At 48.3% G+C, this 21,358-nt stretch carries 20 protein-coding genes; 14 read left to right on the forward strand and 6 right to left on the reverse strand.

Annotated features, from left to right (window positions below; translation table 11 throughout):
* The first annotated feature begins 40 nt into the window (after window positions 1–40).
* Window positions 41–841, forward strand: coding sequence for a 16S rRNA (cytidine(1402)-2'-O)-methyltransferase (gene rsmI / locus SPSPH_RS00855; protein ID WP_083945492.1), 801 nt, complete (start codon window positions 41–43; stop codon window positions 839–841).
* Window positions 842–848: 7 nt separating this feature from the next.
* Here rsmI and SPSPH_RS00860 read toward each other — a convergent pair whose 3' ends face one another.
* Window positions 849–1,097, reverse strand: a complete 249-nt coding sequence (locus SPSPH_RS00860) for an AbrB/MazE/SpoVT family DNA-binding domain-containing protein (RefSeq protein WP_075752324.1) — start codon at window positions 1,095–1,097, stop codon at window positions 849–851.
* A 304-nt stretch (window positions 1,098–1,401) separates the two neighbouring features.
* Between SPSPH_RS00860 and metG the strand changes: the two genes are divergently transcribed.
* From metG to rsmA, 6 genes are all read left to right on the forward strand, one after another.
* A complete protein-coding gene (metG, locus tag SPSPH_RS00865; protein WP_075752326.1) occupies window positions 1,402–3,333 on the forward strand; it encodes a methionine--tRNA ligase in 1,932 nt (643 codons plus the stop codon).
* A gap of 1 nt (window position 3,334) precedes the next feature.
* On the forward strand, window positions 3,335–4,102 hold the full coding sequence (locus SPSPH_RS00870) for a TatD family hydrolase (RefSeq protein WP_075752328.1): 768 nt from the start codon (window positions 3,335–3,337) through the stop codon (window positions 4,100–4,102).
* A 223-nt stretch (window positions 4,103–4,325) separates the two neighbouring features.
* Window positions 4,326–5,315, forward strand: coding sequence for a 3D domain-containing protein (locus tag SPSPH_RS00875; protein ID WP_075752330.1), 990 nt, complete (start codon window positions 4,326–4,328; stop codon window positions 5,313–5,315).
* A gap of 266 nt (window positions 5,316–5,581) precedes the next feature.
* Window positions 5,582–7,309, forward strand: coding sequence for an ABC transporter ATP-binding protein/permease (locus SPSPH_RS00880; protein WP_075752332.1), 1,728 nt, complete (start codon window positions 5,582–5,584; stop codon window positions 7,307–7,309).
* 217 nt (window positions 7,310–7,526) lie between these two features.
* Window positions 7,527–8,108 carry a ribonuclease M5 gene (gene rnmV / locus SPSPH_RS00885; protein ID WP_075752334.1) on the forward strand — a complete coding sequence of 194 codons (582 nt, stop codon included), beginning with the start codon at window positions 7,527–7,529 and terminating at the stop codon, window positions 8,106–8,108.
* A complete protein-coding gene (gene rsmA, locus SPSPH_RS00890; RefSeq protein WP_075752336.1) occupies window positions 8,098–8,967 on the forward strand; it encodes a 16S rRNA (adenine(1518)-N(6)/adenine(1519)-N(6))-dimethyltransferase RsmA in 870 nt (289 codons plus the stop codon). Before rnmV ends, rsmA begins: the two co-directional genes overlap by 11 nt.
* 158 nt (window positions 8,968–9,125) lie before the next feature.
* Here rsmA and SPSPH_RS00895 read toward each other — a convergent pair whose 3' ends face one another.
* Complete coding sequence (locus SPSPH_RS00895; RefSeq protein ID WP_075752338.1) at window positions 9,126–9,926, reverse strand: glycosyltransferase family 2 protein; 801 nt, start codon at window positions 9,924–9,926, stop codon at window positions 9,126–9,128.
* A gap of 479 nt (window positions 9,927–10,405) precedes the next feature.
* Here SPSPH_RS00895 and yabG point away from each other — a divergent pair, with 479 nt between their 5' ends.
* A complete protein-coding gene (yabG, locus tag SPSPH_RS00900; protein WP_083945338.1) occupies window positions 10,406–11,281 on the forward strand; it encodes a sporulation peptidase YabG in 876 nt (291 codons plus the stop codon).
* Between the two features lie 192 nt (window positions 11,282–11,473).
* Here the strand turns inward: yabG and SPSPH_RS00905 are convergent, their stop codons facing one another.
* Together SPSPH_RS00905 and SPSPH_RS00910 are read right to left on the reverse strand one after the other, a co-directional pair.
* Window positions 11,474–11,689: a hypothetical protein gene (locus tag SPSPH_RS00905; protein WP_219930486.1), complete on the reverse strand. Its 216-nt coding sequence runs from the start codon at window positions 11,687–11,689 to the stop codon at window positions 11,474–11,476.
* 155 nt (window positions 11,690–11,844) lie between these two features.
* Window positions 11,845–12,792 carry a hypothetical protein gene (locus SPSPH_RS00910; protein WP_338736660.1) on the reverse strand — a complete coding sequence of 316 codons (948 nt, stop codon included), beginning with the start codon at window positions 12,790–12,792 and terminating at the stop codon, window positions 11,845–11,847.
* Between the two features lie 465 nt (window positions 12,793–13,257).
* On the opposite strand from SPSPH_RS00910, the gene SPSPH_RS00915 reads away from it, so the two are divergent.
* Complete coding sequence (locus SPSPH_RS00915) at window positions 13,258–13,974, forward strand: polysaccharide deacetylase family protein (RefSeq protein WP_075752340.1); 717 nt, start codon at window positions 13,258–13,260, stop codon at window positions 13,972–13,974.
* A 282-nt stretch (window positions 13,975–14,256) separates the two neighbouring features.
* Complete coding sequence (locus SPSPH_RS00920; protein ID WP_075752342.1) at window positions 14,257–16,053, forward strand: Eco57I restriction-modification methylase domain-containing protein; 1,797 nt, start codon at window positions 14,257–14,259, stop codon at window positions 16,051–16,053.
* Between the two features lie 32 nt (window positions 16,054–16,085).
* On the opposite strand, the gene SPSPH_RS00925 is transcribed toward SPSPH_RS00920, so the two are convergent.
* Complete coding sequence (locus SPSPH_RS00925; RefSeq protein ID WP_158027032.1) at window positions 16,086–16,253, reverse strand: hypothetical protein; 168 nt, start codon at window positions 16,251–16,253, stop codon at window positions 16,086–16,088.
* Window positions 16,254–17,144: 891 nt separating this feature from the next.
* Here SPSPH_RS00925 and SPSPH_RS00930 point away from each other — a divergent pair.
* The 3 genes from SPSPH_RS00930 to SPSPH_RS00940 all read left to right on the forward strand — a co-directional run bounded on the left by SPSPH_RS00930 (window position 17,145) and on the right by SPSPH_RS00940 (window position 19,931).
* The gene (locus SPSPH_RS00930) at window positions 17,145–17,819 is read left to right on the forward strand and encodes a DUF3794 domain-containing protein (RefSeq protein WP_075752346.1); all 675 of its coding nucleotides are present in this window, start codon (window positions 17,145–17,147) and stop codon (window positions 17,817–17,819) included.
* A 34-nt stretch (window positions 17,820–17,853) separates the two neighbouring features.
* Entirely contained in the window at window positions 17,854–18,813 is a 960-nt protein-coding gene (locus tag SPSPH_RS00935; protein WP_109298158.1) for an SPOCS domain-containing protein, read from the forward strand.
* Between the two features lie 305 nt (window positions 18,814–19,118).
* Complete coding sequence (locus SPSPH_RS00940; RefSeq protein WP_075752348.1) at window positions 19,119–19,931, forward strand: HipA family kinase; 813 nt, start codon at window positions 19,119–19,121, stop codon at window positions 19,929–19,931.
* On the opposite strand, the gene SPSPH_RS00945 is transcribed toward SPSPH_RS00940, so the two are convergent.
* The gene (locus SPSPH_RS00945) at window positions 19,884–20,369 is read right to left on the reverse strand and encodes a L,D-transpeptidase (RefSeq protein WP_083945339.1); all 486 of its coding nucleotides are present in this window, start codon (window positions 20,367–20,369) and stop codon (window positions 19,884–19,886) included. The genes SPSPH_RS00940 and SPSPH_RS00945 overlap by 48 nt on opposite strands.
* A gap of 144 nt (window positions 20,370–20,513) precedes the next feature.
* Between SPSPH_RS00945 and SPSPH_RS00950 the strand changes: the two genes are divergently transcribed.
* Window positions 20,514–21,353 carry a cyanophycinase gene (locus tag SPSPH_RS00950; protein ID WP_075752350.1) on the forward strand — a complete coding sequence of 280 codons (840 nt, stop codon included), beginning with the start codon at window positions 20,514–20,516 and terminating at the stop codon, window positions 21,351–21,353.
* Window positions 21,354–21,358: the final 5 nt, after the last annotated feature.

Below are 21,358 nucleotides of genomic sequence, written 5' to 3' on the forward strand. Positions count from 1 at the left end.
ATTATACCTATGCCCGACACCGCTCGGCAATCTGGAAGATATGAGCTTCCGGGCCGTTCGGGTATTAAAAGAAGCCGCAGCCGTTGCCGCCGAAGATACCAGGCACACGATCAAGCTGCTCAACCATTTTGATATCCATGTGCCGCTCATTAGTTATCATGAACACAATAAGGCCGAACGCGGACCGGAGATTGTGAGGCGCCTGCTGCAGGGAGAAACCATTGCCCTGGTCAGCGATGCCGGTATGCCGGGTATCTCTGATCCCGGCGTTGATCTGGTGCGTTTGGCGATTGAGCAGAATATCCCGGTTGTACCGCTGCCCGGGCCCAACGCGGCGTTAACGGCTCTTATCGCCTCAGGGCTTGATACTACGTTGTTTACCTTTGTCGGCTTTTTGCCTAAGACCAATAAGCACCGGCGGGAACTGCTTGCTAAGCTGGCCAGGCATCCGTATACTTTGGTGTTTTATGAATCGCCGCACCGGCTGAAGGCCACACTAGAAGAAATTAAGTCCGCCTTAGGCGATCGCCAGGCGGTTGCCGCCAGAGAACTGACTAAGAAATTCGAAGAATTCGTCCGGGGTACTCTGGGGAGCATTAGCTTACATTTTAATGAACATCAGCCACGCGGGGAATTTACATTGATTGTGGCGGGGATTTCTGACGATGAGGTGGTGGCGGCAGAGGCGGATAGCTTTGCTGGTCTTGATGTGATACAAGCCGTACAGATGCTAATTGAACGGGGGATAAATAAAAAAGACGCCATCCGTGAGGTGGCGTCGCAAAAAGGCTTACCGAAACGTCAGGTATACCAGGCTGTTCTGGACAGTGATGTATTATAGGAGACTGTTATACAGCCCGCTGGCCCATGGCATCCAGGCAGTCTTTGCAGACATTTTTGTTTTTGAAATTGGTTACATCGGCAGCGTTGCCGCAGAATACGCACGCCGGTTCATATTTCCGGAGAATGATACGGTCGCTGTCAACATAAATTTCGAGAGCGTCTTTTTCTTCGATATCAAGAGTGCGGCGCAATTCGATAGGAATAACCACCCTACCCAGCTCGTCCACTTTACGTACAATACCAGTTGATTTCATTTTGCATTTTCTCCCTTCAAATTACAATATTTTGTGTTTAAAACAATCGCTACTCAATTGGAAACCGTCAACAAGATTCGACAAAACTCGCTTAACTAAATAATACCAAATATTACAAAGCATGTCAACCCAATTTTTTACAAATGATAAAATTTTTGAAAAAATATCGCACTAACTTTGTATATAATTGTTATCCCTGTCATATAATACTACTTTATGTCGAAAAATACAACTATTGACAATTATATTCTTACTATCTATAATTGGTAAAATACAACAAACGCGTTGTCTGAAGGAGGACATTATGTCGAAAAAACCCTTTTATATTACCACCCCCATATATTATCCCAGTGACCGGCTGCATATTGGCCATGCTTACTGTACGACGGTTGCTGATGCCATCGCCCGGTACAAAAGGTTGGCAGGTTTCGACGTATTTTTTCTGACAGGTTCGGACGAACATGGCCAGAAGATTCAGCGGAAGGCTGAGGAAAATAATACTACACCCCAGGCTTATGTTGACAATATTGTAGCCTCTTTCCAGCATTTGTGGGAGAAATTAAACATTTCTCATGACGATTTTATTCGCACCACCGAGCGTCGTCATCACGAGTTGGTACAGGCTGTTTTTCAAAAGATTTATGACCAGGGCGATATTTATAAAGCCGAATATGAAGGCTGGTATTGCACGCCTTGTGAGACTTTCTGGATGGAACGCCAGCTCAGTGACGGCAAATGCCCCGATTGTGGCCGTGCTGTCGAAATTGTAAAAGAGGAAAGTTATTTTTTCCGGATGGCGAAATATCAGGAACGTCTGCTGCAATATATTGAAGAAAACCCGGAATTTATTCAGCCGACCTCCCGCCGCAATGAGATGATTAACTTCATCAAAGGCGGTCTGGAAGATTTGTGTGTTTCCCGGACAACCTTTGACTGGGGCATTCCTGTTCCCTTTGATACCAAGCATGTCGTCTATGTGTGGTTTGACGCACTGACCAATTACATAACTGCCGCCGGTTATCTCAATGACCGGGAAAAGTTCGATAAATACTGGCCTGCCGATATCCATCTGGTAGGAAAGGAAATTGTCCGGTTCCACAGCATCATCTGGCCGATTATTCTCATGGCCATGGGTGCTCCCCTGCCGAAAATGGTGTATGGCCATGGCTGGCTGGTGGTAGAAGGGGATAAAATGTCGAAGTCCAAGGGCAATGTAATTGATCCGCTTGCTTTGATTGATGAATTTGGCGCCGATACCATCCGTTATTTCCTTTTGCGTGAAATTACACTGGGGCTTGACGGCAATTTCTCGCGCGATGCGCTGATCAACCGGATTAACGCGGATTTAGCCAATGATTTGGGCAATCTCCTGCATCGCAGTCTGAGCATGATCGGCCGTTTTAACGGCGGTATTGTGGAAGCGCCGGGAGAAGAGGCGCCTATTGACCAGGAGCTTATTGCGCTGGCCCGGGCTACTGCCGCTCAGTATGAAAAACATATGGAACAACAGGATATTAATGCCGCACTGAAGGAAGTGTGGGCGCTCATTGGGCGTACCAATAAATATATTGATGAAACCGGGCCGTGGGCTTTGGCCAAAGATCCGGCCAAAAAAGGCCGGCTGAATACCGTGCTGTACAATCTGGCAGAGGTGCTGAGAATTGTTGCTATTTTAATTTCGCCGTTTATGCCGCTTACTGCTCCGAAAATTTGGCGGCAGCTTGGCCTAACCAGCGATTTTGCCGGCGTAACCTTAGGAGATGCTAAAAGCTGGGGACGTTTGCCGCTGGGCACCGTTGTTGCCAAGCCTGAGCCGATCTTTCCGCGGATTGAAGAGCAGCCGGCAGTTCAGGCTGCGGGCCAGCCGGCCGAAACGGCAGCTGTGCCTGCGCCGCAAGCGGCAGCCGAGCCGGGTACGCCGGAGATTACCATTGATGAATTTGCTAAAGTGGATTTAAGAGTAGCCAAAGTATTGGCTGCCGAGAAGGTGAAGAAGGCCGATAAGCTGCTGCTGCTGACAGTGGATCTGGGAACCGAGCAGCGTACTATTATCTCCGGTATTGCCAAGCATTATGAACCCGAGCAGCTGGTGGGGCAAAATGTTGTTATGGTAGTTAACCTAAAACCTGCCAAAATCCGGGGGATAGAATCCCGCGGCATGGTGCTCGCGGCATCCTGTGACGAGAAGCTGCAACTGGTTACCGCCGACATGCCGCCAGGCAGCAAGGTGAAGTAAGATGTTGTTTGACTCACATGCCCATCTTGATGATAAACGGTTTGACGATGACCGTGAGCAAGTGATTCAGCGGGCGGCGGCAGCCGGACTTGTCGGTATCCTGAACGCCGGTGCCTGTATGGAGTCTTCGGCCCGCTCAGTCGCCCTTGCCGGGAAACATGAACTGGTTTATGCCGCTGTCGGCATCCACCCCCATGATGCCAAAGAGGCTAAAGCCGGTGACTATGAACAACTGGCCGACTGGTGCCTTGCACCTAAAGTAGTGGCCATTGGTGAGATTGGCCTTGACTATTATTATGACTTATCGCCGCGCGAGGTTCAGCAGCAGGTTTTCCGCCGCCAGATTGATGTGGCCCGCCAGCTTAAAAAGCCTATCATCATTCATGACCGGGATGCGCATGGCGATGTGCTGGCAATGATTAAAAAAGAGGCCAAAGGAATGAGTGGCGTACTGCACTGCTTTTCCGGCAGCCTGGAAATGGCGACAGAAGTGATCAAGCTGGGTTTTTATGTTTCCTTTGCCGGGCCGGTAACCTATGCCAAAGACGGCAAACTCAAAGAAGTCGCAGCCAGGATTCCGCTGGAACGGCTGCTGGTGGAAACCGACTGCCCTTATCTGACGCCCCAGCCGTACCGCGGCCGCCGCAATGAGCCGGCACATGTCCGCTTTACTGCGGCAGAGGTGGCGCAGGTCCGGGGGATGGAACCGGCAGCATTGGCAGCGGCGGCGACAGCTAACACCAAGCGCTTGTTCGGGATTGATGCATAACATGGTGAAATAAAAAATTAATATGAGCAGGAATAAATTGGAAATACGGCGAATATTTTACAATAAATAATATTTGCCGTATTTTATTTAGTTCTGTATAAAATTTACAATAAATGGTAATACTCCCAATAATGAATAGATAATTATGGTTAGCGCAAAGAAGAATTTGACTAAATAACCATGTTGTGGTATAATTATTGAGCTCATTGAAAGGGGGGTATTCATGCGTGATGAAAAGGCCGTACTGGCAAAGTACGGACAGAAAAAAGTAGCATTGATTGTCGCATTGCTACTGGCATCATTGCTGGCAACCGGATTTGTTTGGGCACAAAAAAAAGTCCAGATTCTTGCAGATGGTCAATTTTATACTGTAAAAACTATGTACAAAAATCCGCATAAAATTCTACAGAAAGCTGGAATTGCGCTTGGTCCTGAGGACGAAATCCGTCTCTCAACCACCGGCGTAGAAACAGGAACTGTAATTGAGGTCTTTCGTGCAGTACCGGTAACCGTTAACTTTCAGGGAAAAACCTTTACTTTACTTACCGGTAAGCCCACTGTGCGTGAGGTTGCCAGCCAGGTGGGAGTACCTGAGGACAAAATCAAGTTAACCCCCGGGGAGGATGCCAGGCCGGTTGCCGGCATGAACATCCGGGCGGTTGTCCTAACTGAGAAAATCGAAGAACAGGAAGTTCCTGACCTGTACCAGGTTGTCCGTCAGCCTGATCCCACACTGGAAAAAGGTGTGGAGGAAATCGCACAGCCTGGTGAGAATGGCATCAAGAAAGCCACTGTACGCGTCAGGTTTGAAGATGGCGCCAAGGTTTCCGCCGATGTGCTGTCAGAGATTGTGGCTGTAAGTTCAAAACCGCAAATTATCCGGGTAGGTACTCGCGATACGGTAGACACTTCCCGCGGCACTATGCATTTCCGGAATGTCCGCCATATGGAAGCCACTGCCTATCTGCCGACCGACGGTTCGCCCCAGGGGTTGACCGCCACCGGGATTGCTGCCCGGCGCGGCATTGTTGCTGTTGACCCGGATGTTATTCCGCTGGGTACCCGCGTATATGTTCCCGGCTATGGCATGGGACTGGCGGCCGATGTTGGCGGTGCCATCGTGGGTGACAAAATCGACTTATGTATGGAAAGTTCCAGTGAGGCCTGGCAGTTTGGCCGCCGGGTAGTCAAAGTCTATATTTTAGCTGAGTAACAAAACAGGGCCTTGCGCCCTGTTTTGCTGTAAGTATAGAAAGAGAACAAGGTAAAAGGGGACAGGGGGTTAATTCTTATTAACCCTTTGTTTTCGTTGTGTCCTTTGCGGCTAAAAAATCCCTGTAATTCTGCCTGCAGGGCGGGGTGGTGCTGCCTGGTACCGAGAGATTGCTTTACGTTTGTTCAGAGTGACGGGGATGCAGGCAGGAGTGGGGCTATGGTGCAGCGAATTCTTAGAAGACCAAAATCCAATGGACGAAGGGAATGAGGCGCTTGCCTGGCGTAAACCGTAAATTTCTGCAAGATACCTGGAATTTGACCCGGGACTACTGGCATTCGGAGGAAAAGTGGCAGGCGCGGGGGCTGCTTGCCGTAATTGTGACCCTTAACCTGGCCTTTGTTTATATTTTAGTGCTGATTAATAAGTGGTTTAACCGGTTTTACAGCGCACTGCAGAATTATGATAAAACAGAAGTTTTTAGTGCTATGGGCGAGTTTTGCCTGTTGGCTGCATTTTACATTATTGTAGCCGTCTATAAGCTTTATCTTAGGCAGATGCTTGAGATCAAATGGCGGCGCTGGCTGACGCAGAAATACCTTACTGCGTGGCTTAAAGACCAGATGTATTACCGGCTGCAACTGACTGACAATTACACCGACAATCCGGACCAGCGTATTAGTGAAGACCTAAGGCTTTTCACTAGTTATACCCTGCAGTTATCGGTGGGTCTGCTTAATGCGGTTGCAACCCTGGCAGCCTTTATCGCTATTCTTTGGCAACTGTCCGGTACAATGGTCATTCCGATTGGCAATCACCCAATTACTGTTTATGGCTATATGGTGTGGGTGGCTCTTGTATATGCGGTAATAGGTACTTGGCTGTCCCATAAAATCGGCAAGCCGCTGATCGGGCTTAATTTTGATCAGCAGCGCTATGAGGCTGACTTCCGCTTTAGTTTGGTACGGCTGAGGGAAAATAGTGAAAGCATTGCCTTCTATGGCGGTGAAAGGCGTGAAGAACAGGGATTTATTGCAAGATTTAGCAAGGTGTTTAGTAATTACTGGCAGATTATGCAGCGACAGAAGAGTTTAACCTGGTTTGCCTCCGGTTATGGACAAATTGCCATTATCTTTCCCCTGGTGGCGGCTTTGCCACGTTACTTTGCCAAAGAAATTTCGCTTGGCGGTTTACTGCAGACCGCGCAGGCTTTTGACAAAGTGCATGATTCTTTATCCTTTTTAGTTACAAGTTATGCCACTATGGCCGAGTGGAAGGCCGTGGTTGACCGGCTTACCGGTTTTGTTGGCAATATGCGTGAAGTGAGTGGTTTGTCTCATGGCAACGATTTTATCCGGATAGGATCTGCACCGGGACTGGATGTGAGTGAGCTGCAGATTGACCTGCCTGATGGGCGGCGAATTCTGTCCGGACTCAAGCTGTCACTGTCAGCCGGGGATTCGTTATTGGTAGCCGGCCCTTCAGGCAGCGGTAAAAGCACGCTGCTCAGGACATTATCCGGCTTATGGCCCTATGCAAAGGGGAATATCACTTTGCCGGCAACAAAAGATTTTCTGTTTTTACCGCAAAAATCCTACCTGCCGCTTGGTACACTGCGGGAAGTATTACTTTACCCTGGGCCTAAAGAGCCGGTTACTGATGAAAATATTTGTGCTGCCATGTCACTGTGTAAGCTGGACTTTTTGAAAGAGCAGCTGGACAGGGTGGAAGACTGGTCGCATGTATTGTCTTTGGGTGAACAGCAGCGGATTGCCTTTGTGCGGGCACTGATTCATAAGCCGAAGTGGCTGTTTATGGATGAGGCGACCTCGGCTCTTGACGAGCCCACCGAACGGGCATTATATACTCTGCTTAAGGAACGCTTGCAGGGTACGGCGATGATCAGCGTCGGCCACCGGGGAACGCTTAACAGCTACCATAAAAAGAAATTAACTCTCGATGGTGCCGGACACTGGAGTGTGCTCAATTTATAACGGCCTATATACTCCTCGTTACAGAAGCTGGCAGGCGGGTGGTGCATTGACAACGCTCCACCACTGGCGTTTGACTTACGCTTCACGTCATAATACTTTGATTATAAATGCTGGCAGGGGTATGCGGGCAAAACTTTGGCAGGTTGTTTATAGATAAAAAGACGCAAACTGTGGTAATATATTCATATTGTTATTTACAGGAAAAATGGAGTGCGAGATGATTAAAGAAGTAATTGTGGTGGAAGGTAAACAGGATATTGCCGCTGTTAAGCGGGCTGTTGATGCCGAATGCATTGCTACCGAGGGCTTTAACCTGTTGCCACGCACTATTAGCCGGATTGATGATGCCTATAAAAAGCGGGGAATTATCATTTTGACTGATCCGGACAGTGCCGGCGAACGGATTCGAAAATATCTGGCCGAACGGTTTCCCGAAGCCAGGCATGCTTTTGTGCCACGGGAGCAGGCTGACGCCAACAATGATATTGGTATTGAACAGGCGTCGCCGGCAGCTATCCGGGATGCGCTGGGCAAAGTACGGCTGCATGAATGGCAGCCCTCAAATGAATTTAGCTGGCAGGATATTATGACTTCCGGCTTAAGCGGGGTGCCTGATGCTGCCGTTCGCCGGGCGGTTGCGGGGGAAAAGCTGGGCATCGGGTATGCCAATGCCAAAGGCTTTTTATACCGCTTAAATCACTATGGCGTTACCCGCAGCGAATTTAATGAAGCACTGAACTTCTTGGCTGCAAAGACTCGGCAAGACAGTGCTGTGGAGGAACCTAACTATGGCAATTAAGCCGCGTATTGCCCAAAAAGAAGTAACCTTACATATCGTGAAGACTTTTGGCATTCATATGTCTAAAAAACTCGGACAGAATTTCCTCATTGACGGGAATGTTGTTGACGGCATTGTAGCGGCCGCCCAGGTTAAAGCCGGTGATACCGTGCTGGAAGTCGGTCCGGGAATTGGCACCCTAACCCAGGGGTTAGCCGAAGCAGGAGCCGAGGTAACCGCGGTGGAACTGGACCGGCGTTTGCTGGATGTGCTTGCCAAGACCCTGGAGGGGTATGATAATGTCAAAGTCATCCATGGGGATATTTTAAAAATTGACATTTCCCGGGAAATAAACAAAGAAAAGTACAAGCTTGTCGCCAATCTGCCATATTATATTACGACCCCTATTATTATGAAATTTTTGGAAGAACGGTTACCTGTCGAATTGCTGGTAACCATGGTGCAAAAAGAAGTGGCGCAGCGCATGGTGGCAAAGCCTGGTGGTAAGGACTACGGAGCGTTGTCGGTTGCTGTTCAGTACTATACCGAACCGGAAATTATGTTTATTGTGCCGCCAAAAGCCTTTATTCCGGCTCCGGCAGTGGAATCAGCCGTTATCCGGTGCACTGTGCGCACCGTGCCGCCGGTGCAGGTTGCCAGTGAGAAGATGTTTTTCCGGGTAGTTAAGGCTGCCTTTGCCCAGCGCCGGAAAACGCTGGCCAACGGGCTGAAGGCTAACGGGCTGGATAAAGCAGCGGTGGAAAAGGTGCTTGCTCAGGCTGGTATTGACGGTACACGGCGCGGGGAGCAGCTGTCGCTTGATGAATTTGCAGCTATCGCCAATGCCTGGACAGGCCTGTTGGAGGCTCAGGCAATATAGGTGCTCTGAGGCGGGGACGGTCGTTATACCAGTACCTTGCGTCACCTTACTATTTGGATTAGATAGCGCCGGCGGCGCAGCGTTGTATGACGGCTGTATCCGCCGGGCCTTGCGGCGTGTGAAACTATATATTCTGTCGGTTATAGAGAAAGCCCTGCTCATTTTGAGCAGGGCTTTTCGTTCAAAAACAGGTCCAGCAAATCAAAACGCCGGTCAACATGATAACCCAAGTAGGTTTTGGTTTGCCATTGGCGGTTGCGGTTTTGGTCATGGAATGCAGCAATGGCTTCAAGGCAGTCGCCGACAATGGTATCAATGATTTTGTTGGTATGAATTTGATTTTTCACCGATGAACCCAGACGGTAGTGGGGAATGGTGGTAGCCACATCTATTTTCAGTTTATGCGTGCGGGCAAGAGCCATAGTAACTGGAGGAATAGCCAGCTCGCGCAACGGAATGGTTTCCAGCAGGCGGCGGGATACCGCATGCGGACCATGGGCCGGGCTGGCCAGGTTGATTTTTTTATCAAGCCCTAATTCTTTATTAAGATTAAGCCGCCACTGAAAAGTCGGGTTATGTCGCTCAATATGACGCGGCGGGGAAGGATAACAATTAGTGAGTGCCATGTCTAAGTGTTTAAGCAATACACCGTCGATCAGCTCCATCAAATTCTCGTTAAAAGTGCCTACCATGTCGCCGTCAACAAAAGCGACGACGTCGCTGCCCAGTGACAAAGCCACTTTAGCGCCAATGGCGCGGGGAGTGTCAATTCCCAGACATTCATGAAAATAGATAATTTGCAGTTTGGGGAGACGCATGGCTAAGGCCTCGCGCATTGTGCTGTCCTTGGAACCGTTAGCCACTAGAATGATATGATCAATCGGCAATGTTCCCAAATTTTGCAATACAGTAGTGATGCGCCCCCCCTCATTTTTGGCCGGAACGACCACGCAAATCACATCCATCACCTCGGAGTAAGAATGCGTGTAAGCTGGTATGAAGATAAAGAAAGATTTAGTCGTGCCAAAACTCCTGCGGAATTTGGAGTCTTAGTATGACTGGTCTGCAGAGAAAGCGGCCTCATGGGGCTCACTATAGTATATAGTGGGGATAAGGCGTTTGCCACCCGCCTCAGCCGGTATTTTTGTGGCACTTTAGCTAAGCCATACATAAGATGGAATAGGTAAGTAGCCCGCAAGTCTAAAGCCATAGGATGAATTGCGCGAGATTTTTCGTCCAGCAAGGCGGAGGAGCCGCGCATATCGGACATATGTAAGGCGACGATAAAGTAAACACGGTTTGTGCCGAGCGATAGCGACAGCAGAAACCGATGTTGCCCTTATGCCCGCGCGGGCCAACGAAGCTGGGCGGGAAATATCGCAGCAAGAACACTGTGGATTTGGGCTTGGCGGGCTACCAGCTAAGGGAGGGAATGTGAGTGGACATTCAAGTAGGCGACCTAGTTGTCAGGAAGTCTCATGGCGGCGACATTGTCTTCAAGGTCGCAGATATGTTTGTTGACGATGCTGCGCAAACTCACTGTGTTCTAAAAGGCCTGCACCTCAGGTTAATGGCTGACTCGCCGATAGATGACTTGCAGCGCATTGAAGCTGAGCATTTGCGTAATGAAATTGTTCGTATGGAAAGTATGCATAATGATACATTGCGGCGGGTTATGGTACGCCGCAGCCGGGAACGGGAACAGGCTGATCTACGGCGTTCGGAGGCTACCAAAAAGTTCAGTTTTTTTGATTTACCCGGACGAGTTCTGCATCTTGACGGTGATGAAGAGTATCTCAAGATGTGTTTAAAAACATACAGCCAGCTTAACATCCAGGCTGTGGGACACTGGGTGGAGGAAACCAAACAGGCGGATACCGTCATTGATTTGTTAGCGGAAGTCCGGCCTGATATTCTTGTACTTACCGGACATGATGCCTTGGCCGGGAATGGTAAAAAAGATATAAACGATATTAATAATTACCGAAATTCCAAACATTTTGTCGCAGCAGTAAAAAAGGCCCGGATATTTGAACCCTCCCGCGATGATTTAGTGATATTTGCCGGGGCTTGCCAGTCGCATTTTGAGGCTATTTTATCCTCCGGCGCAAATTTTGCCAGCTCGCCTAATCGAATTTTCATTCATGCTTATGATCCGGTATTCATTGCCGAAAAGGTAGCCTTTACTCCGATTAATAAAACCGTTGACGTGAGTGATGCCATTACGGCTTCGGTGACCGGCGTGGATGGCGTGGGCGGTCTTGAGACCAGAGGTAAATTCCGGCTGGGTATGCCTAAGACTCCCATAAAATAAAGAAAAAGGGGCTGGCTCAAAGTAGAGCCAGCCCTGAAATTTTGCCTAAAATACAAAAGCCAGATTCCGAAGAACCTGGCTTTTTGATACAATCTCCACTTTGCCTGGCCATTATGCCAGGTCTTTTATTTATTCTAAGAGGGAAGCAATGTTGGATATTTTAAGACTTAACTTAAACCAGACCTGCTTTTTTTAAGGAACAGAGAAAAGTATGGTGGCGGCTACGCCACTGGCAAATGCACCACCACCAGTGGTAACTCTTACTGATATCAGATCGCATTGATCAACGGCAAGGCTGGCGGATACTGATGAACAACAATTCGGTGGATTCGGGCCAGTTACACCAACTATTATACCTGTACCTGCAAAAGTATCGCCACAATCTACGCTGCGGAATATTTCTGCCAAAGCAACAACTCCTGTGCCGAGAGCGTTATCACGGATACTGAAAGTTAAGCCAGTGATGGTTGTGTCCTGCGGTATTACTAACGTGTTGCGGATAAACGACGCAGATGAAGTTCCCAGGCCTAAAAAATCCAAATCACCAACTGACTGGTCTGTGCCTAAATAAATTGTACTTCCTCCCGGGCCAGTCGTGCCGGTAGCGCCGGTAGCACCAGTAGCGCCAGTAGCGCCAGTAGCGCCAGTAGCACCAGTCGTGCCAGTCGCACCAGTCGCGCCAGTCGCGCCAGTAGCACCAGTAGCACCAGTAGCACCAGTAGCGCCGGTAGCGCCAGTCGCGCCAGTCGCGCCGGTCGCGCCAGTTGCGCCAGTCGCACCAGTAGCACCAGTAGCGCCAGTCGCGCCAGTAGCGCCAGTAGCACCAGTAGCACCAGTAGCACCAGTAGCACCGGTAGCACCGGTAGCACCGGTAGCGCCGGTAGCACCGGTAGCGCCGGTAGCACCGGTAGCACCAGTAGCACCGGTAGCGCCAGTAGCGCCAGTCGCACCGGTAGCGCCAGTAGCGCCAGTAGCACCAGTAGCACCAGTAGCGCCAGTAGCGCCAGTAGCACCAGTAGCACCAGTAGCGCCAGTAGCACCAGTAGCACCAGTAGCACCAGTAGCACCGGTAGCGCCAGTAGCACCAGTAGCACCAGTAGCACCAGTAGCGCCAGTAGCACCAGTAGCGCCAGTAGCACCAGTAGCGCCAGTAGCACCGGTAGCGCCAGTAGCACCAGTAGCACCGGTAGCACCAGTAGCACCAGTAGCACCAGTAGCACCAGTAGCACCAGTAGCGCCAGTAGCACCAGTAGCACCGGTAGCACCGGTAGCACCAGTAGCGCCAGTAGCGCCAGTAGCGCCAGTAGCACCAGTAGCACCAGTAGCACCAGTAGCGCCAGTAGCGCCAGTAGCGCCAGTAGCACCAGTAGCACCAGTAGCACCAGTAGCGCCAGTAGCGCCAGTAGCGCCAGTAGCGCCAGTAGCACCAGTCGCACCAGTCGCGCCGGTAGCACCGGTAGGACATGGGCATGGACATACCTTGCTTGGGCAATGTTTGTTGCATGGATCACAGGAATTACAGGAATCGCACGGATTACTAATATGCCAATGACTATGGCGTGAGCTTTCGTCTAATTTAGATTCAGTAGTACCATCATTTTTCATTTCAAGTAATCATCTCCTTGGTTTTTTTGGATGCTACATAATATCTTATGACTTACGACATAAAAAAGGAACTGCTCAAATAGTAATCTTTATATTAACGTCAAAATTCTAGATCCTACAATTATGCAAAAAAATACTCTTGTTGTGTACAATACGGAAAATGCTAAATGAAGAGGAATTTTTAAATACATCCTGCATATATTTGGCATAGTGAGTTGATTACAATAAAGGCGTTTTACATCGCTAAATTTCATATCTTACTGATTGTGCTGCTTTTATATTAATGGTAGTGTCATGTCTGTATTCGGTTATGGTGAGGCAATTACGAAACGCGTTCATACCTATTCTGATAAATGTATTCTGGAAGGGGGATGCCTGTGAGAAAATTCCACTCAATGCTATGCACGGTGGTAATAATGGCTGCAATGTTTGTGGTAATAGATAAAGAGTTGGCAAACGATAGCAAAACAATTTCTAAAGTGCCTACTAATCAGAAAGTAGTTGCATTGACAATAGATGATGGACCACATAAAAGGGTGACTCCGGAAATTCTTGCAATATTAAAAGACAAAAAAGTAAAGGCTACCTTCTTCGTTTTAGGAACAAACGTTGAGAATAGTCCGACAATTCTTGCTCAAGAGGTGGCTGACGGTCATGAAATTGGAGTTCATGCTTATAACCATCCGTCGTTACCAAAGTTAAGCGATAAAAAAATTGAAGAAGAATTTGAAAAAGCAGAAGCAGTGATTCTTCCAATCACTGAGAAGCCGACTTTATTCAGACCTCCCGGAGGCGCTTTCAATGAACGGGTGCTTAGGATAGCCAAGCAACGGGGGTATCAGGTGATACTATGGTCAATAGATACAAGAGACTGGGCATGCCCGCCTGAAAAGAAAATCATAGATGCAGTTTTCAATGAAGTAAAACCTGGAAGTATTATTTTAATGCATGATGGACAGTATCCAATCCCAACGCCACATGCACTTGGCACTATAATAGATGGTCTTCATGAGCGTGGTTATACATTTGTTACCGTAAGTGAATTACTACATTACAATGAAGTTGGGCATACCTTTCCCCGTCTTTAAGTCTATTTTGAGGGTACAAGGCTGTCGATGTATGTGCTGCCATTACGGCTTCGATAACCGGTGTGGATGGTGGGGGGCTTGAGACCAGAGGCAATTCCGGGTGGGTATGCCTAAGCTTCCTATATAACAAGGAAAACGTTCTATTTCATAGGGAATTTTGGATGTGGGGGAGGCTTTAGCGGTTTTTCTTATATAAAAGAAGAATTTTGGTAGGAAATAATTACTATTTGGCGAAATACACAGTAGAGGGATTTTTATACTTCATACTCGGAGGTAACTGAGGTGTCAACGCAAGCTGAACGTCGCGCCCGCCGGGCGGCCCGCAAGGCTGCCGGAGTATTTTATACACCTGAGTATATTGTAGATTATATTTTGCAGCAGACGCTGGCAAACCATGATGTTGTAACCAATCCGGTGCCTAAGGTGCTTGATCCGGCTTGCGGCACAGGCAATTTTTTGATTGCTGCCTATGATTTGCTGCTGCATAAATTTGGCGAAATGCTGCCGCTGCTGCGGCAATATTATGCTGACCGGAAGTATATGGTCCATGACGGTCAGACCGAGGTCGCTATTGACGGGGCAGCCTACTGGTGCCGGGAAAACCTGCATTACCACCTTGTCAGGCATTGCTTATACGGGGCCGATATTGACGCGCAGGCCATAGCTATTGCGCACGGCCGGTTGTTGGACAAGTGCCGGGAGCGGCCTTTATATCAGCCAGTACCCAATCTGCTGCTAGGAGACAGCCTGATTAAATGGGAAGACAGCAATAAGATTCCGACAGATATTCCTATGGATGCCGGGCAGCAGCGCCGGTTGGCTGATTTTTGGTCTTGTGGCTATGATTTCATTGTTGGCAATCCTCCATATGTAAGTTTCGGGTTAAACCGGGTAGGTAAAATGACGGTTGTTCAGTCCGATTACCTGCGGGCTAATTATCCCCGTTCGGCCCAGTACAAATTAAGCTATTACGCGTTGTTTCTGGAGCGAAGCATCTTAGCGTTAAACCCTGGAGGGTATCTGGGGTTTATTACCCCGGACAGTTATCTTTTGGGCCGCTATTATTCAAAAATACGGCAATATATACTGGATACTTGCAGAATACATGAATTGACACTGGCCGGCAGCAAGGTGTTCAGCGGTGTTCAGGTGGGTATTCCGGTTATTACTGTCTTGTCTAAGGGGCCCAGGCGGCAGCAGGCACATTCTGATGTGCTTGCGGTTAACAAGTTAAACGATTCAGGCAAGGTAACCGTGACACATCAATATCCCCAGAATTATTTTGACCATCAGGCGTACAATCGGTTCCGGCTGTTTTTTAACGCAAAAGATAAAGGCATTATTGATACCATTGAGCAAGCGCCAAACCGCTTCGGTGATTTGACCAAAATCAGGACAGGTATGCGCTCCTTGACGGTTCAGGCGGCAATTAAGAGTAAAAACAGGCAGGGTGACTCCTGGAAGCAGGGGGTAATATCCTCTTCACAGGTATTGCCGTTTGGCATTGTTTATCAGGGGGACTGGCTTGATGTTACTCCCGCCAAGCTTAATAAAGGCGGTTGGGATGCCGCGGTGATAGCCGGACCGAAGATTTTCCTCCGGCAGACCGGCGACAGCCTGATTGCTGCTGTGGATAACTCGGGTTTATACCATTTGAACAATATTCATTCACTGACAGTGCTGGACCCGGGCATCTGTTTAGACTACTTGTCATGTATTCTCAATTCCAGGTTAATGAATTTTTATTATCATATTGTGACTTTAGAAAAAGGGCGGTCTATGGCCCAGGTCGATATTGAGACAGTAGAAAAACTGCCACTCTGCATTGACCGGGAGCGTGCCGGTCTGCTGGCCGGGCTGGGGAGAACGCTGGCACAGCTGGTTAGCCGGCTGTGTTCGCTGCAGGAACAGGATAACCCCACCTGGTTGTCTGATTTTACTGCCGCTTATCATGAGATGAATCAGGTTGTATACCACATATACGGGTTATCGGCTGATGATGTTTTATATATTGAACAACATACCGATTCTTATTGGGAAAGGTATAAAGAATTGAAAAAACCAAGAGGCCGTCAGTAGTAGACGGCCTCTTTGGTTTACGGTAACTATCGCTATTGTTTGGGTCGCGCTTTACTCTCGTTGGTGGGAGGTAGAACTTTAGCCGCGTTTGCGTTGGATAAGCTGTCGGTTTCTTTGCCGCCGTACGGACCCTGATGGCTTTGCATTTGACCATGGGGGCCATGTTTTGATTTAAGGTTATTGTCATAAATATTGCTCATATAAATCACCTCCTAACAATAGTGTTCCCTAAATTATAGTTTTAGCGCGCGGCAAATTTCTAAACATGTTGTTTTTTCATTGACCCGGTGATTATAAACAGCTCTGGTTACCGTGAAGCCGGTCTTTTATATTGAGTAAAAAGCAAAAACCCGCACTATATTGCGCGGGTTTTTGCTTTTTACTACATGCATTTAGGGCAGGCACCGCGGTGTTGGTGATAGTCGAACTCGTGGCCGCAGGAAGGGCAGATTTTGCATAACCGGTAGGTACAGATTCTGTATAGTTTATAGTAGCATTTAAAAGTTTTTACACACTCTTTTACTGGCTGGCATTTCATTTTCGGTGGAACACAACAGGACATATCCATGTCTGCGCAGTCGTCCATGTCTGGTTTATCACAGCCGTATTTAGGATAATCGTCATCGCACTTCCAATAAGGATTTTTCTTATAAGACTTCATTAAAAGAATTACCTCCTTAATTTTAGATGATTGATGTCCGCCCGCAAAGGGAAAGCGCATCTGCTATATACTATGAAGAATACCCGAAAAATGTTATGTTGTTTTTTAAATCCTATTTTGCGGTGCTGTTTTGCCGCGGTCCATCCTGGCTGCAGCTTTATCCGATGACTAACTCCGCTCTAAGACTCCCGCCTCTCCAGGTGGGAGTCTACCCCTACGGGCACAGGCGAGCGACTAAGTCCCTGGATAAGGGCGACTCAGCTTCAGATGGGGTTAAAACCCTACCTGAAGCTAAGTCTGCTTTATGGTTTGCCTGTGCCGGGAAAAGTTTGGGGGAGGGTTGTTGTCATCTGCCATTTTTTGATTTTTTGTCACATAAAAATTAGAGCAGGCATATATATAACTAGAATATACAAAGGGGGGAATCTGCATGGACGATAGAGCCGATAGAGCCATTAATGATGCGTGTACCCTAGGTGTGCAAACAGGCACTATTATTGTACGGCAAATCATTGGAGAAAAGGAAAAACAGAAAGCCTTAGATATTCATGTGGTCGTTCCTGAAAGAAAACCGGCTATTGAGCAAATTGTCGATGTGTTTGTGAAAGAAGTGGAAGTTAACAGTGTCGACGTTATTACCGACAAGGTTATTGTTCGCGGTGAATTTGAAATAAAGGCCATTTATGTAGCCGCCTTACCTGACCAGCCTGTACACGCGGTGGAAATTAAGCACTATAAATGGACGCTTGACATTGATATTCCCGGCGCCCGCAGGGGTATGGACGCAGAAGCCAGCGTAGTAGTAGAATTTGTCGACTATGATGTGGATGATCACCACCGTGCATATAAGTACAAAAATTTCGATCCCATTGACTGCGATGATGACGATGACGATGATGACGATGATTGCCACGACCATGACCACGACCACGGTTGTCACGACCATGACCATGATGATTGCGATGATCATCATCACGGGCATCACCACCACCGCAATTGCCGGGAGTTTGATGTATCGGTAATTCTTAAAGTAACCGCCAAAGTTATGACCGACCGGGAAGTAAATATCGGAACAGGAACATTGCCTACCAAGCCTAAAGGATAAGAGGTTAGGGATTGCTAAAAAAGGGGGGGGAATAATGGACGACAACACAAGAGTTGCTTCAGCCTCGACAGACACCTTGTCGAGCAACACAAAAAAAGTTGCTGGCGTGACAACTACGGAAAGTGCCGAATTATTATGCGGCTGCCCTGAACCAAGTCTGGAAACCATAGAGGTTGAGCAAGTCCTGGGTGCCGAGATGGCGCAGCGTGTGGTTGAACTGGATATGTTTGTTCCGGCGCAAAAGCCTGATATTGAACAAGTGGTTGACGTGTATGTTAAAGAGGTGGAAATTACTAAGATCGATGTAATTCCGGATAAGGTAGTCGTACGCGGTGAACTGGAAGTAAAAGTAATGTATGTAGCCGACCTGCCGGATCAGCCGGTCCATGCTTTTGAAAAAAGACATATCCGGTTTACCCGGGATATTGAAGTAGCGGGCGCTGAGCCGGATATGAAGGCTACGGCCGATGTTACGGTAGAATTTGTGGACTATGACTTCCACTGCCATCATGACCGGCGCAAAGTGCATATCACTATTGTACTTAAAATATGGACCCGGGTGGTTACTACCACCGAGATGGATGTATTTGCTTTAAGCCCTGTTGATGAAATCGGTGTGTTCGAAAGCAATACCGCCAGCACCTCCAGCTCAGACAAAGTCAGTGCCAGCCAGTTTTCTGACGAGAGTGTGTCGGCTTCCGAGACTGGCGGCGGTCACATAGAAGGCTTTGGCGAACAGAATGTAATTGTAACAGGACCCATGACGCCAACCGCCGGAACACCAACAACAGCCAGCGGTACTGTGACGGTTACAGGCAACACCGTCAATATTAGAACAGGTCCCGGCACCAATTTCCCGATTGTGGCTAAAGTAAACCGGGGAGCAATGTTAACCGTTAAAGAGCAGGCTTTTGGCTGGTACAGAGTGGTGCTGCCTGATGGTAATACTACCGGCTGGATTGCCAGCTGGCTTGTAACCGGCAATTCTTTTTAATTCTGACAGGTTGATAAAGCAGACTTAGCTTCAGAGGAGGAGTACCCTCAGCTGAAGTTTAGTCGCCCTTGCCCGGACGGATAAGCTGCTGGTTTAACTCCGGCTTATCCGGGGCGGGTAGGGAGGCTCAGGTCACAAACTAAAATAATGGCCCAGGGATGAACCAAATCCCTGGGCCTTGTTTTCCTTGTCCTAACAAAAAGTATAACTTTTTTAAAGGCAGGATAAGGGCAACAGCGGTTTGCGCTGTCGCCAAGGCTCGGCGCAAGCCGTATTTTCTTTGTAATCAGAGAGGAGTTGGATGGATGTTTCGGGCAATAAAATATCTTGGCCCGGTTGGGCTGGGAGCTACTTCGCCCCAACTGTTCCGGGCCGAGACCATTGATGGTGAAAGCAAGATTTGTGTGGTTAAACTCTCGGCTAACCGGCTTGGCTCCAAAGTACTGGTAAATGAGCTGTTGGCTGCTCAGTTTGGACGATGGCTCAAGCTGTGTTTTCCGGCAGGAGGAATGATTGATATTTCTGCTGACGTTCTTAATAAAAGCAGGCGCCTGGTAACGGCAGGTGTGCAGGCAGGCCGGCATTTCGGCTGTGAGTATCTAAAGGGAGTCGGGTATGTAAGCAAATATACTTTGCACCGGGCTATAAATAAAGAACAAATGGCCGGAGTCATGCTGTTTGACCACTTGTTTCATAATCCTGACCGGACAGAAAATCGCAAAAATCTGTTAATCCGGAAAGAACAGGCCGGGTATAAGCTGTATGCCATTGATAATTCCCACTTGTTCCGCCGGGGCAAGTGGAATATTGAAATGCTCCGGGGGATGACTGACGGTATAACCCTCAATCGCCGCCGGTCTTACGGGGTGCTGTTAAAGTACTATCTTAGACCAAAGGACTTTTATGCATACACTCAAGCCATCAAGGAGATTTCGCCAGGAGAATTGGCGCAGTTTGTCGAGAGTATTCCGGAGGAGTGGCTGCCGGACAAAGTGGAACGGCAAGCATTGCTTGAGTTTATTACCGCCCGGTGTGAAAAGGTCGGCTGGGTGACTGATCGGCTAGTGGATTTAATCCCTGATATAAATAGGGGTACCGATATTTACCAGGGTAAATAGTTCCTCGACATGAGAATTGTGCATCCGGACACAGCCGTTGGAGACCATTTTGCCAATCAGCCAGGGAGCGTTAGTTCCATGAACACCGTAGGCATCGTAATTAAGGCCCATCCAGCGGGTTCCCAGCACGCCGCCCGGGTTCGTGATTTTAGTGGCAACGGCATAATTGCCAAGCGGTGTGGGGGTCGCAGGCTTGCCGATAGCTACAGGGTATTGCCGGAAAGGACTGTTGCCGTCAAACAAAGTAAGCTGGCGCTGTGATCTCACTATAAGAATATTAGCCCTGGGGATTAGGTGCTTGGCTCTGTCTGTACGGGGAGCGGGTGTTACATCGGTAATGCTGGCAGGCTGATTTTGGCAGTAAGTAATGTAATCCTGGCTTTCGGCAAGTTTAATTCTGCTTAGCGATTGGGGCAAATAGATCATTCTGACATTCATATATTTCAGACCTCCGTTTTCTCCCGAATTCTTGCTACATTATATTCAGAGGCCGCATATTTGGTTAGTGCAATATTTTGTATAAAGGATAGGCAATTTTGGTAAAAATAGGAGTAAAGGTAAAAACGGGAGAATTATGACTATATGAGTGAACAAGCAGAGTCGAATAACAACAGTCCGGCAGGTAGTCTGCTGATTATCGGCGGTCATGAAGATAAAACAGGCAAGTGTTTGATTTTGCAGCACTTTATCGATATGGCCGGTGGGCGGGACAGCCGTATTGTGATCATTGCCACCGCAACTGATGAACCGCGGGCCGTGGGCAATGAGTATAAAGAACTATTTTCTTCCCTGGGTGCCGTCTCGGTTACCAGTATGGCTGTTGCCAACAGGGAAACGGCAAATCAGAGAGAACAGGCTGAAAGTATCAAAAGTGCCACCGGCATATTTTTTACAGGCGGTGACCAACTGCGGCTAACCAGTATTTTAGGTGGGTCGGCAGTAGACGCCGCTCTTCGTGCTGCCTTTAGACAGGGGGCGGTTATTGCCGGGACAAGTGCCGGTGCGGCCGTAATGAGTGAGACTATGATCGTTGGCGGTAATTCCAACGATACGCCGAAGAAATCTTCACTAAGCATGGCTCATGGTATGGGTTTTTTAAGTGAAGGGGTAGTGGATCAGCACTTTGCCCAGCGTGGGCGCATTAACCGCTTGCTGGCGGCTGTAGCGCAAAATCCGCATGTCTTAGGAATTGGCATTGACGAAGATACCGCTCTGGTTGTAGGGCCTGACCGGCTTTGCCGGGTAATCGGCTCACAAACAGTGACCATAATTGATGGCAAAAATATTATTTACTCCAATATTTCCGAGTCTAACCGGGATCAACCTGTGGCTATTTCCAATGTTTTACTGCACATATTGCCTGCAGGCTATGGTTTTGATTTAACGACAAGGCTGCCGATACAGCTTGATTCCAGCAATTAACTTAG

The organism is Sporomusa sphaeroides DSM 2875 (assembly GCF_001941975.2).
In the GTDB taxonomy this organism is placed as follows: domain Bacteria; phylum Bacillota; class Negativicutes; order Sporomusales; family Sporomusaceae; genus Sporomusa; species Sporomusa sphaeroides.

Bases quoted from the DNA above. Each gene is read 5' to 3' on its own strand.
- SPSPH_RS00930 (WP_075752346.1), top strand. From the start codon at position 17,145: ATGGACGATAGAGCCGATAGAGCCATTAATGATGCGTGTACCCTAGGT.
- SPSPH_RS00880 (WP_075752332.1), top strand. From the start codon at position 5,582: ATGAGGCGCTTGCCTGGCGTAAACCGTAAATTTCTGCAAGATACCTGG.
- rsmI (WP_083945492.1), top strand. From the start codon at position 41: ATGAGCTTCCGGGCCGTTCGGGTATTAAAAGAAGCCGCAGCCGTTGCC.
- rsmA (WP_075752336.1), top strand. From the start codon at position 8,098: ATGGCAATTAAGCCGCGTATTGCCCAAAAAGAAGTAACCTTACATATC.
- SPSPH_RS00950 (WP_075752350.1), top strand. From the start codon at position 20,514: ATGAGTGAACAAGCAGAGTCGAATAACAACAGTCCGGCAGGTAGTCTG.
- SPSPH_RS00870 (WP_075752328.1), top strand. From the start codon at position 3,335: ATGTTGTTTGACTCACATGCCCATCTTGATGATAAACGGTTTGACGAT.
- SPSPH_RS00925 (WP_158027032.1), bottom strand. From the start codon at position 16,253: ATGAGCAATATTTATGACAATAACCTTAAATCAAAACATGGCCCCCAT.
- SPSPH_RS00875 (WP_075752330.1), top strand. From the start codon at position 4,326: ATGCGTGATGAAAAGGCCGTACTGGCAAAGTACGGACAGAAAAAAGTA.
- SPSPH_RS00935 (WP_109298158.1), top strand. From the start codon at position 17,854: ATGGACGACAACACAAGAGTTGCTTCAGCCTCGACAGACACCTTGTCG.
- SPSPH_RS00945 (WP_083945339.1), bottom strand. From the start codon at position 20,369: ATGAATGTCAGAATGATCTATTTGCCCCAATCGCTAAGCAGAATTAAA.
- SPSPH_RS00940 (WP_075752348.1), top strand. From the start codon at position 19,119: ATGTTTCGGGCAATAAAATATCTTGGCCCGGTTGGGCTGGGAGCTACT.
- rnmV (WP_075752334.1), top strand. From the start codon at position 7,527: ATGATTAAAGAAGTAATTGTGGTGGAAGGTAAACAGGATATTGCCGCT.
- SPSPH_RS00915 (WP_075752340.1), top strand. From the start codon at position 13,258: ATGCCTGTGAGAAAATTCCACTCAATGCTATGCACGGTGGTAATAATG.
- metG (WP_075752326.1), top strand. From the start codon at position 1,402: ATGTCGAAAAAACCCTTTTATATTACCACCCCCATATATTATCCCAGT.
- SPSPH_RS00860 (WP_075752324.1), bottom strand. From the start codon at position 1,097: ATGAAATCAACTGGTATTGTACGTAAAGTGGACGAGCTGGGTAGGGTG.